General features: G+C 41.4%; 10 protein-coding genes and 4 tRNA genes. 11 read left to right on the top strand and 3 right to left on the bottom strand.

Annotated elements, in window-relative coordinates; genetic code table 11:
• Positions 1-81: 81 nt before the first annotated feature.
• From A923_RS0121670 to A923_RS0121650, 5 genes are all read left to right on the top strand, one after another.
• Positions 82-156, top strand: a tRNA-Gln gene (locus tag A923_RS0121670).
• Between the two features lie 50 nt (positions 157-206).
• Positions 207-283 (top strand) — tRNA-Met (locus A923_RS0121665).
• Positions 284-308: 25 nt separating this feature from the next.
• Positions 309-393 (top strand) — tRNA-Leu (locus A923_RS0121660).
• A gap of 42 nt (positions 394-435) precedes the next feature.
• Positions 436-510: transfer RNA gene (locus A923_RS0121655), tRNA-Gln, on the top strand.
• A gap of 375 nt (positions 511-885) precedes the next feature.
• Positions 886-2,496 (top strand): methyl-accepting chemotaxis protein, encoded by a 1,611-nt coding sequence (locus tag A923_RS0121650; RefSeq protein WP_017223779.1) that lies wholly within the window; start codon positions 886-888, stop codon positions 2,494-2,496.
• 20 nt (positions 2,497-2,516) lie between these two features.
• On the opposite strand, the gene A923_RS0121645 is transcribed toward A923_RS0121650, so the two are convergent.
• Positions 2,517-3,689 (bottom strand): FAD-dependent oxidoreductase, encoded by a 1,173-nt coding sequence (locus A923_RS0121645; RefSeq protein WP_017223778.1) that lies wholly within the window; start codon positions 3,687-3,689, stop codon positions 2,517-2,519.
• 223 nt (positions 3,690-3,912) lie between these two features.
• Here A923_RS0121645 and miaB point away from each other — a divergent pair, with 223 nt between their 5' ends.
• The 5 genes from miaB to lnt are packed head-to-tail and all read left to right on the top strand — an operon-like array spanning position 3,913 to position 9,391.
• Complete coding sequence (miaB, locus tag A923_RS0121640; protein ID WP_017223777.1) at positions 3,913-5,340, top strand: tRNA (N6-isopentenyl adenosine(37)-C2)-methylthiotransferase MiaB; 1,428 nt, start codon at positions 3,913-3,915, stop codon at positions 5,338-5,340.
• A 31-nt stretch (positions 5,341-5,371) separates the two neighbouring features.
• Complete coding sequence (locus A923_RS0121635; RefSeq protein WP_017223776.1) at positions 5,372-6,403, top strand: PhoH family protein; 1,032 nt, start codon at positions 5,372-5,374, stop codon at positions 6,401-6,403.
• Positions 6,400-6,861 (top strand): rRNA maturation RNase YbeY, encoded by a 462-nt coding sequence (gene ybeY, locus A923_RS0121630; RefSeq protein ID WP_017223775.1) that lies wholly within the window; start codon positions 6,400-6,402, stop codon positions 6,859-6,861. Before A923_RS0121635 ends, ybeY begins: the two co-directional genes overlap by 4 nt.
• A 42-nt stretch (positions 6,862-6,903) precedes the next feature.
• The gene (corC, locus tag A923_RS0121625) at positions 6,904-7,788 is read left to right on the top strand and encodes a CNNM family magnesium/cobalt transport protein CorC (RefSeq protein ID WP_017223774.1); all 885 of its coding nucleotides are present in this window, start codon (positions 6,904-6,906) and stop codon (positions 7,786-7,788) included.
• A 37-nt stretch (positions 7,789-7,825) separates the two neighbouring features.
• Positions 7,826-9,391, top strand: a complete 1,566-nt coding sequence (gene lnt, locus A923_RS22425) for an apolipoprotein N-acyltransferase (protein WP_337454897.1) — start codon at positions 7,826-7,828, stop codon at positions 9,389-9,391.
• Positions 9,392-9,564: 173 nt separating this feature from the next.
• On the opposite strand, the gene A923_RS0121615 is transcribed toward lnt, so the two are convergent.
• Positions 9,565-9,939, bottom strand: coding sequence for a SirB2 family protein (locus A923_RS0121615; protein WP_017223772.1), 375 nt, complete (start codon positions 9,937-9,939; stop codon positions 9,565-9,567).
• A gap of 191 nt (positions 9,940-10,130) precedes the next feature.
• Here A923_RS0121615 and A923_RS0121610 point away from each other — a divergent pair, with 191 nt between their 5' ends.
• Positions 10,131-10,760 carry an MBL fold metallo-hydrolase gene (locus tag A923_RS0121610; protein WP_017223771.1) on the top strand — a complete coding sequence of 210 codons (630 nt, stop codon included), beginning with the start codon at positions 10,131-10,133 and terminating at the stop codon, positions 10,758-10,760.
• A 146-nt stretch (positions 10,761-10,906) separates the two neighbouring features.
• Here the strand turns inward: A923_RS0121610 and A923_RS0121605 are convergent, their stop codons facing one another.
• Complete coding sequence (locus A923_RS0121605; protein WP_017223770.1) at positions 10,907-11,545, bottom strand: bifunctional 4-hydroxy-2-oxoglutarate aldolase/2-dehydro-3-deoxy-phosphogluconate aldolase; 639 nt, start codon at positions 11,543-11,545, stop codon at positions 10,907-10,909.
• Between the last annotated feature and the right edge of the window lie 145 nt (positions 11,546-11,690).

The raw sequence follows: 11,690 nt of genomic DNA, 5'->3' as shown, positions 1-11,690 counted from the left end.
TCTCTCCTTCCGCACCATGTTTAACATGACATTGCTTAGTTAATAGTTATTATTGATAAGTAATGTTCATGAACAGTTTGTAGGGATATCGCCAAGCGGTAAGGCACCGGGTTTTGATCTCGGGATTCTGAGGTTCAAATCCTCATATCCCTGCCACTTTTATTTTATTCGTATTTATACGGGTAGAATGAAAAAAAAGTAAGAATGGCCATGTAGCTCAGCTGGTTAGAGCACAGCATTCATAATGCTGGGGTCACAGGTTCAAGTCCCGTCATGGCCACCATTCTTATTTTTAAAAATAAAACATTGCGGAAGTGGCGGAATTGGTAGACGCGCTAGATTTAGGTTCTAGTATTGCAAAGTGTGAGAGTTCAAGTCTCTCCTTCCGCACCATGTTTTATTGCACAATACAGCCATGCTGTAGAAAAGATTTGTAGGGATATCGCCAAGCGGTAAGGCACCGGGTTTTGATCTCGGGATTCTGAGGTTCAAATCCTCATATCCCTGCCACTTTTTTCTAAATTACTTTTCCTCATTAATACCTCCTCTAATTTCTAATTTCTAATTTCTAATTTCTAATTTCTAATTTCTAATTTCTAATTTCTAATTTCTAATTTCTAATTTCAGTATTTTAAATATGCATTTCATTACCGTGCAAACTTTATTACCCTCATTCCCATGATCAATGAGTCTTCCCCTTACGCTTCAGTTAATTAACTTATTTTTCACATTTGTGCTAACAAAATACCTCTTTTGGCCGATATCCTATCTGTACCAAGATTAATTTGTTACGATTAACCCTACTAATTACAGTAGAATTAAAAGACCAATGGTCATCAGTAAGTGCTTGATCTCTTTTTGGTTGGTTTCAGATGGGAAGAAACGATGTTAAAAAATATCTCTATAGCTAAAAAAATAAACCTCGCACTAAGCAGTCTGTTTATCTTGATCCTCGCTATTTCAGCGATATCACAAAGTAAGCAAGAAACGGCCTTGGTTTTATCTATTTTAGAGCAACAAGCCCATGAGCAAGCCGACACTTACTTTGATAGTTTAAATACGATGATGCTAACGGGCAGTATTGGTCAACGTGAAACCCTGCGTCACAAAATGCTAGAGAATGAAAACATTGCCGATATCCGTATCGTCCGAGCAGATAAGGTTAATCAGCTGTATGGCCCAGGATTAGCCAGCGAACAAATCAAAGATGATTTTGATCGCCGCGCACTGGCAGGTGAAGATATAACTCAAGTCATTAGCACACCGCAAGGTGACACCTTATTAATCACCAAACCACTTATCGCATCAAAAAATTACCGCGGTACTGACTGCACAGCTTGCCACAATGCCAAAGAAGGCGATGTACTCGGAACTGTAAGACTTGAATACTCGTTAACCCATTTCTACCAACAAGTACAACAAAACATTTTACGCTCGAGCGCAATCTTAGCCGTGGTATTATTGGCCGGTTTGCTACTCACTTTATTCATCATACGAAAAATGATCCTCAAGCCAATTAGCGAACTGACCGACAGCATGGAACTTGCCAGTGATACCCAAGATGTCACGACGCTGATTGAAGTGAAAAACAATGACGAAATCGGTCGCATGGTCACCGCATTTAATTACATGATGAGTAACTTCCATTACAGCCTGACCCATGTACTCAATACCGCTGAGCAATTAGAAGACATTTCGACAAAATTAAGTACCGCCTCAACGCAAACCTATAACTCGGCTAATCTACAGAAACAAGAAGCGGCAACGATTAACGCTAGTATCGCTACCATGCAGACCCAGGTTGAGGATATTAAGACAAAAGCGACTCTGACTACAGCAGCATCAACACAAGCCGCATTACAAACGGATAAAGGCAACATTCTAGCCAGTGCCACAATTGATGAAATCAGTATACTGACCACACAGCTTGATCACGTCGTCGATAAAATGCATTTACTGGGTGAACAAACCAATAACGTCACCAAAATCTTAGGGGTGATTAATTCCATTTCCGAACAGACCAATTTACTCGCGCTAAATGCCGCTATCGAAGCCGCCCGAGCAGGTGAAAGTGGTCGTGGTTTCGCCGTCGTTGCAGAAGAAGTGCGGGCACTCGCAATTAAGACGAATAACTCAACCAAAGAAATACAAATCATTGTCAGTTCATTGATCGAAACATCAACCAGTTCGTTTGCGGCGATGGATACCGCCAAAGTAACGGCGGCGGAAGGCGCGATAAAAGTATCGCAATTAGCAGACATGTTAAATGAGATCGCACGGGAAATGCAGGAAATTAATCAGCTCAATGATTCCGTTACCGAGTCATCGATAACACAACAAGAATTAACGACAGATATTCAACACAACATTGAAATGATTGCGGTGCACTCGGATGAAACAACGGTAGTAGCAACCCATGCAAGTAGTATCAGCCAAGACCTACTCAGTCATTCCACTGAACTACTCACAAAAGTAAAAGAGTTTAAATTAAGTTAAAACGCCATAATTAATAACGGCTAACTTAAACCAATCGCATAACGTAACGCCTGGCGCTTTAATGGTCCGGCGCGTTGTGCAACTGCCAGTCCAAGATTACGCAAGAGCTTAATGGGTGCGGAGTTATTACTGAATACCGAATAAAACAGATCCATGCTGGTTTGCATTAATAAATTATCTGGTCTTCTTGTGCGCTGGTAGCGTGCTAATAACGCTTCGCTATCCCATGCTTCACCTTCAATCACCGCACTTCGAATCAGTTCGCATAACACATTCACATCTTTAAAACCGATATTAACGCCCTGTCCTGCTAATGGGTTAATGGTATGCGCTGCATCACCCAGTAATACCACACGGCCTTTATAATACTGCTGAGCATGACGGCGTGTTAATGGGAATGAACCGTGATTAGTGATTTCAAATTCACCAATTAAATCAGGAAAGTGTTGTTGCACTTCCTTTTTCAGATCGGCGTTAGATAACTGACTTAAATATTTGATTTGTGCAGTCTGGTGATACCAAACCAAGGATGCTTTATGCCCCGGTAACGGTAATAGCGCCATTGGCCCCGTCGGTGAAAACTCCTGCCAAGTCACGTCTTGTTGTGCTTGCTCGGTATCAATATTAATCAGCATACAGCTTTGGCGATAATCCCAGCTGCTAATACCGATATTCGTTTGCTGACGGATAATAGAGTTGGCACCATCGGCGGCAAGCACTAACTTAGCGCGTAATTTAACCCCAGATGTGAGCGTGATTTCAGCGTAATCACCGTATTGCACTAGCGTGTCCACTTTCTCTGGGCACATTAACTGTATATTAGTATGACGCTTCATTGCTTCGAGTAAACCTAACTGGATCACGCGATTTTCAATGATGTAACCTAACTTATCGTAGCCGATATCGTCAGCATGGAATTTAGTCTCGCAACCACCTTGATCCCAAGTTTCCAAACGTCGGTAAGGACAAAGACGCATTTCTCTGATGTTGCTCCACGCACCTGTTGCAACAAGTAGCTGTTGAGAAGCTAAACTGATTGCCGATACACGCAAGTCCATTGGTTGTTCAAACGAAAACGCAGCTGGCATTTGCGCTTCAATTACCGCAATCTTAAGTCCCGAAGGGGCGAGTAAATTAGCGGTACTGGCACCGACCATGCCACCACCAACAATAATTACATCAAATTCCTGCATCGTGTTTCCTGAACCGTTAAAGTTAAATTCTTATCTGAATCAGAATTCTACCAAGCTTTACGCCTAAATGATTGCTTTGTGCAATGAAAATTACAGTAAATTTATGCATAGAAGCACAGATAACGTCTAGTCAACAGCGTATTAAGGCAGTAGAATACGCGATCTTCTGTGTGTTATCACACAACCCGAATATAGCAATAAATAATAAAGAGCAACGTGGATAATGAGTAAAAAACTGCACATTAAAACCTGGGGCTGCCAGATGAACGAATACGATTCATCGAAAATGGCAGACTTGTTAAATGCCGAAAATGGTTTTGAACTAACTGACAACCCAGAGGAAGCGGATGTTCTTCTATTAAACACCTGTTCTATCAGAGAAAAAGCGCAAGAAAAAGTATTCCATCAATTAGGTCGCTGGAAAAAGCTAAAGAAACGCAATCCGAAATTAATCATTGGTGTTGGTGGCTGCGTAGCATCACAAGAAGGTGCTGAAATTCAAAAACGCGCACCGATTGTAAACTTGGTATTTGGTCCACAGACTTTACACCGTTTACCTGAAATGATCACTGATGCACAAGCCGGTAAAAAAGGCTTGGTTGATGTTAGTTTCCCTGAAATTGAGAAATTCGATCGTTTACCAGAGCCGCGTGCGGAAGGTGTATCAGCATTCGTTTCTATCATGGAAGGTTGTTCAAAATACTGCACATTCTGCGTTGTACCTTACACCCGTGGTGAAGAAGTAAGTCGTCCGCTTGATGATGTCTTATATGAGATTGCCCAACTAGCAGAACAAGGTGTACGTGAAGTAAACCTATTAGGCCAAAACGCCAATGCTTACCGTGGTGAAATGCATGACGATGATATGTGCTCATTTGCAGATTTGCTACGTTATGTAGCCGCGATTGATGGTATCGACCGTATCCGCTATACAACCAGTCACCCAATTGAGTTTACGCGCGATATTATCGAAGTATATACCGACACTCCAGAATTGGTATCGCATTTACATTTGCCAGTACAATCAGGTTCAGACCGTATCTTGACCTTGATGAAACGTGCTCACACAGCGATTGAATATAAATCATTGATCCGTAAACTGCGTAAAGCACGTCCGGGCCTAGTGATGAGTTCAGATTTCATCATTGGTTTCCCTGGTGAAAGCAAGCAAGACTTCGCTGATACCATGAAACTGATTGAAGACATCGAATACGATATCAGCTTCAGCTTCATCTACAGCGCTCGTCCTGGTACGCCTGCTGCAGATTTACCAGATGATGTATCACTAGAAGAAAAGAAAGAACGTTTGAAAATTCTACAAACGCGTATTAGCCAAATGTCACAAAAAATTGGTCGTGACATGGTTAACACAACGCAACGTATTCTAGTTGAAGGTCCATCGAAGAAAAACATCATGGAACTGACTGGTCGTACCGAGAATAACCGTGTAGTTAACTTCGAAGGTTCACCAGATCTTATTGGTACCTTTGTTGATGTCGACATTGTTGATGTATTCCCTAACTCTATCCGTGGTGTATTCCTCCGTGGTGAAGATGAGATGGGTCTACGTAGTGACGTTAAACCAAGCGAGATCTTGGCACGCGCTACCAATCAACCGAATGAGCTAGGTGTTGCCAAGTTCAATCCATAAGAACTAGACTTAGAGCCATTAATGATCGTTAATGGCTCTGCCTAATGAGACTATTTTGAATAAAAATACGACAACGCTCGATATATTTTTAGAACCTGCCGACAGCGCCAGACTCGCACATTTGTGTGGCCCGTTTGATGACAACCTTAAACAACTAGAACGTCGTTTAGAAGTTGAAATTACGTATCAAAATAATCAATTCCATATTACCGGTAACCCAGTTAATGCCCATTGTTGCATGGATATTCTGCGTGAACTTTATGTCGAAACTCAGCCAGTTAAAGGCCAAGTCACCGATATTGTTCCTGAAAAGATCCACTTAGCTATACAGGCATGTAAATTAGTTGCACCAGAACCAGCAGCAAAAGTTGCCAGCTTTAATACCGTTATCAAGACCAAACGCGGTATAATAAAACCGCGTGGTGACAATCAAGCCAATTACATTGCCAATATTTTAACGCATGATATAACCTTTGGTATTGGTCCTGCAGGTACAGGTAAAACGTATTTAGCCGTAGCAGCTGCCGTCGATGCATTAGAGCGTCAAGAAGTACGCCGTATATTACTGACACGACCGGCCGTTGAAGCAGGTGAAAAATTAGGTTTTCTACCCGGTGATTTAAGCCAGAAAGTAGACCCTTATTTGCGCCCATTATATGACGCGTTATTTGAGATGTTGGGTTTTGAAAAAGTGGAACGTTTGATTGAGCGCAATGTCATAGAAATAGCACCTCTTGCTTATATGCGTGGACGCACATTAAACGATGCATTTATTATTTTAGATGAAAGTCAGAACACCACCATTGAACAAATGAAAATGTTTTTAACCCGGATTGGCTTTAATTCCAAAACGGTGATCACTGGCGATATTACCCAAGTAGACTTACCAAAGCACATCACATCTGGTTTACGCCATGCAATGGATGTACTTGAGCCAGTGAAAGATATTAGTTTTAATGTTTTCATATCCAATGATATTGTTCGCCACCCTGTTGTTGCAAAAATTGTCGATGCCTATGAACAATTTGAAAATGGCATTACCCGTGAGGATGAAGACCAATGAATACCGTACTAGATCTACAAATTGCCACTGCAGATGAGCAGCAATTACCAACAGAACTGCAATTTACAACGTGGCTAAATGCAGCGGTTAAACTGTTTCAAGAAAATGCCGAAGTGACAATACGTATTGTTGATAACGAAGAAAGCCAACAATTGAATCGTGACTACCGTGGTAAAGACAAACCAACTAACGTTCTATCGTTTCCATTCGAAGTACCAGAAGGTATTGAATTAGATCTGCTTGGTGATTTAATCATCTGTAAACAAGTTGTCGAACGTGAAGCTATCGAGCAACAAAAGCCCTTGACCGCACATTGGGCGCACATGGTTATTCATGGAACTTTACATTTACTCGGCTATGATCATATTATCGATGAAGAAGCTGACGAGATGGAAGCGCTAGAAACCGAAATTATGCTAAAACTCGAATTTGAAGACCCCTATATTACTGAAAAGTAATATTTATACCATCAACCTTATATAACTTAGGTACAACAAACTATGAACGACGACAAACCTCACTCGACAAACGGTTCATCAAAAAAAGGGTTTTTTGAAAAATTTTCTCAATTATTCCAAGGTGAGCCGAGAAACAGAGAAGAGCTTGTAGAAGTTATCCAGGATGCAGAAAATCGCGAACTGATCGATCAAGACACCAAGGATATGATTGAAGGTGTACTCCAAGTCGCAGGACTGAAAGTACGCGATATTATGATCCCACGCTCACAGATGATTACCATTGATAAGAGCCAAGGTGTCGACCAATTTTTACCTATCATGATTGACTCTGCGCATTCGCGCTTTCCGGTCGTCAATGAAGATAAAGATCATATCGAAGGGATCTTGTTAGCCAAAGATCTGCTTAAATTTGTGTTTGCTGGTGAGTCGGACAGTTTTGAACTGTCATCGATACTACGTCCAGCGGTTGTTGTACCAGAAAGTAAACGTGTTGATAAGCTCCTCAAAGAGTTTCGTTCTGAACGCTACCATATGGCCGTTGTGGTCGATGAATTTGGTGGTGTATCAGGCCTTGTGACCATCGAAGATATTCTTGAAGAAATCGTTGGCGATATTGAAGACGAATTCGATGAAGATGAATCGGCACAAGAAGATATTCGCCGTATTAATAAAAGTGTATTCTCAGTGCAAGCATTAACACCCGTTGATGATTTCAATGATTACTTCTCATCACGCTTTAACGATGATGAAGTGGATACTATTGGCGGTATGATTGCCCATGCATTTGGTCATTTACCAGAGCAAGGCGAGATTATTACTGTCGATGAATTCCAGTTTAAAGTCATTTCTGCTGACCGCCGTCGTATCATTCAGCTGCAAGTGAAGATACCAGAAGCACAGCAAGAACGCTTAGCTGAGTCCGCTTAACCGTCTCAGTGGCAGGTTAGTTCACTTGTCGCTGTAAATAGCTACAAAGGAATTAACTATCAAGTCACTGATTCATAAAATAAGTGCGCCACTGACTGGCGCACTTAGCGTCTTTGCTTTTGCGCCGTTTGATTACAGCATCAGCTTATACATTTCATTATTTTCTCTACTTTTTATTCTTGATAATAAATCGGCCAAGCACGCGGCTGGATACGGTTTTCTGTGGGGGCTCGGTTTCTTCATTGCCGGTATTCACTGGATTTCAGTCAGTATCTTAGACTTTGGTGGATTGCCGCTCTCTGTGGCAGCATTACTCGTGGTATTACTCTGCGCCTATCTAGCTATTTACCCTGCACTTTGTGCCTATCTACTTAATCGTTTTACCTCAGACTCGGCGTTACTGCGTTACTTTGTTGCTTTCCCAGCTATCTGGTTAATCACAGATTGGTTACGCGGTTGGGTAATGACTGGCTTTCCGTGGTTACAGTTTGGTTATAGTCAAATGGATACGCCACTGGTTAGCTTTGCGCCAATACTCGGTGTTGAAGGTGTTACAGCCGCAGTTTGCCTGATTACCGCCAGCTTGTATTACGCTTATCGTGAACGAAAAGCCGTCTTACCAGCCATCGTGATCACAGCAATCGTGTTGTCAGCCATATCGTTAAAAGGTTTAGAATGGACAGCGCCAGAAGCCGTTAAATCGATCGCTTTAGTGCAAGGCAATACCAATCAAGATGAGAAGTGGCTGCCAGAAAAACAAGCAGATATTCTCAACGAATACTTAGAACTCAGTTTAGCGAATACCGATGCTGATATTATCATCTGGCCAGAATCTGCTATTCCAGCATTAGAATTCCAAGTGAAAAATTATTTGGATTATGTCAGTGAATTAATGCGCGAGAGTAATACCACCCTTATCACCGGCATTATTAATTACCAACGTGTCGACGATATCGATGAATATTACAATGCTGTGATCGTACTTGGCCAGCCAGAACAAGCTGCTAATCACTCACCGGTGAATGACCGTTATTATAAAAACAAACTATTACCGATTGGTGAGTTTGTCCCCTTTGAAGATCTGCTCAGACCGATTGCACCATTATTTAACTTACCTATGTCATCATTTCAACGTGGTGGTGAAGCACAGTTAAACCTAGCCGCGAGTAACGTCCATATTGCCACGGCAATATGCTACGAGATAGCCTTTAACCAAACCTTAGTGAACACGGTAAAGCCAGATACCGGCTTTATTTTAACGGTAAGTAACGATGCTTGGTTTGGTACTTCAATCGGTCCTGATCAGCATTTAGAGATCGCGAGAATGCGGGCGTTTGAATTCCAACGTCCGGTACTCCGTAGTACCAATACCGGCATTACCGCAATTTATGATGCACAGGGTCAAGAAGTTGGCCGTATACCACAGTTCGAAAAAGCGGTTTTACGTGCCGATGTCACGCCATATCAAGGCACAACACCCTTTAACCGTTATGGTCATACACCGTTATTGATACTGGCAATGCTGTTATTCGCTGGTGTAGTCAGTCATCATTTATTCAGCCATAAAGTCAAAAATGAGAACCCACTTAAAACCTCGTTATAAATATAATTTATTTATATAAATGACGCATTAAGTAATAAAAATGGCACTCTCGAGTGCCATTTTTAATTTTTAAATAGTATATTATCAATCACTTAAAGTGGCTAATTACCAACTATTGTTAACAAGGTTTACTCGCAACTTTTATTAGCAGGTCGCGTGATTAGATAATTTGACTAAATAAATAGCGTCACTTTCGTTTTAGCAATATAAAAAATAATCACAAAAAACACCATCGTTACTGCGATGCAGAACTGACGCAGTTTTAAATTCATCTTAGGCTTAAAGGCCAACATCGCAAACCCGACATAAGCAAACAACAACACAAATTTCTCGGTTACCCAACCATCGATAAATGGATATTGATTAATCGTCACACATAAAGCCAGGCCAGATAAAATCAATATCAGGTTAAGTACTTTATGGATCTTAAATAACAGCACATTGTTAATATATTCAGAGCCCTTAATCGCCCAAAATGTACGTAATGCAAAACTTAACAAGCTGATTAACAGTAACGCCAGATGCGCTTGCAGTAATAATGGATACATGATAATTCCGTTAACAGAATAGAAATAAGGCTTATGATGATAACCAGCAATAAAAAATCTGTTTTGACCCAGATCATGACTTAACAATAATGTAACAATTTACCCCGTATACTCTCGCCGTACAAATCGGTAAACTAGCGTAACTATATACAGCTAAACAAACACGACTATCTAGCCGAGAGAGATAAGCAATGCAAGTTAACGTCATTCCAGTTACGCCTTTTGAACAAAATTGTAGTCTATTAATCTGCCCTGAAACCAAGAAAGCCGCGATCGTAGATCCCGGTGGTGACGTAGATAAGATTCTTAGCCAAGTAAAACAACATGGTGTAGAAGTAGAGAAGATCTTTTTAACCCATGGTCATATGGATCACGTTGGCGGCACTGAAGCACTTGCAGCAGTATTAAAAGTATCAATAGAAGGCCCGCATATTGCCGACAAATTTTGGTTAGATCAGTTACCAATGCAAGGACAGATGTTTGGTTTTCCAGAAGTACCACCATTTGAACCTCAGCGCTGGTTAGAACACGGCGATACCATTACGTTTGGTAACCAAGAACTAGCCGTATTACATACCCCAGGGCATACGCCGGGACACGTGGTATTTAATCACGCAGAGACGAAACAAGTTATTGTCGGTGATGTGCTATTCAGTGGATCCATTGGTCGTACTGATTTTCCACAAGGTTGCTTTAATACCTTGATGACGGCGATCAAAAGCCAGTTATGGACATTACCAGAAGAAACCGTATTCTTCCCAGGTCATGGACCAACATCGACTATCGGTCATGAAAAAAGAACCAATCCACACGTAAGATAACGTGCGAATTCAGATAAGCTCAAATCAGCGTGATGATGAGTAGTGAAGAATAGAATTTAAGCCCAAGTATATGCAAATATACCTTGGGCTTTTTTGGGATCGTATTTTATTACTGAGCTATTCATCTAGCCATTTATGAATGAGGATTATTTAGCGTGTACTAACTGGCAAGTATCACGGGCGTTTTTAGCAATGGTATCCCAGTCATGATTGGCAATAGCAGACGTTGTAGCGATCCAACTACCACCGCAGGCGATAACCTGTGGGACAGCAAGGTAGTCCATAACATTTGATGGTTTGATACCACCTGTCGGCATCAATTTGATTTGGTTATAGGGCCCAACTAATGCTTTCACCATGTTAACCCCACCGGATGCTTCCGCAGGGAAGAATTTAACTACCTTGATACCGAGCTCTAACGCTTGTTCTATTTGGCTCGGATTGTTAATACCAGGAATGATTTTAATGCCATTCTCAATGCAGTAGTTAACTGTAGTCGGGTTAAAGCCCGGGCTAATAATAAAGTCAGCGCCCGCCGCGACAGCCTCATCAACTTGGCCAATGGTTAATACCGTCCCCGCACATAAGATCACATCCGGAAACGCAGCACGGATACGGCGGATAGATTCGCCTGCTGCGGTACTACGAAAGGTAATTTCAGCCGCTGGCAATCCGTTTTCGGATAATACCTCAACAAGCTTTACTGCATCATCAGCGTTTTCAATTTGGATCACAGGCATCACAGCAAGCGCAACTAACTGATCAATTAACTCATTATTTATCATTCCAATCCGAGTCCTTTTAATTGCATCATGGATAAATTAAGTTGGCTTTAATTAGCCATAGCTAATTCTATCACGAGCAATATAAAGAGGTTGAGATAGGGATTGTATTTGCACAATTTTTCACTGAATTTCAGGCATAAAAAAA

The sequence above is a fragment of the Moritella dasanensis ArB 0140 genome (assembly GCF_000276805.1).
GTDB classification, from domain to species: Bacteria; Pseudomonadota; Gammaproteobacteria; order Enterobacterales; family Moritellaceae; genus Moritella; species Moritella dasanensis.
Note: the sequence above shows the minus strand (reverse complement) of the source record. Positions and strands in the feature narration are given on the sequence as shown.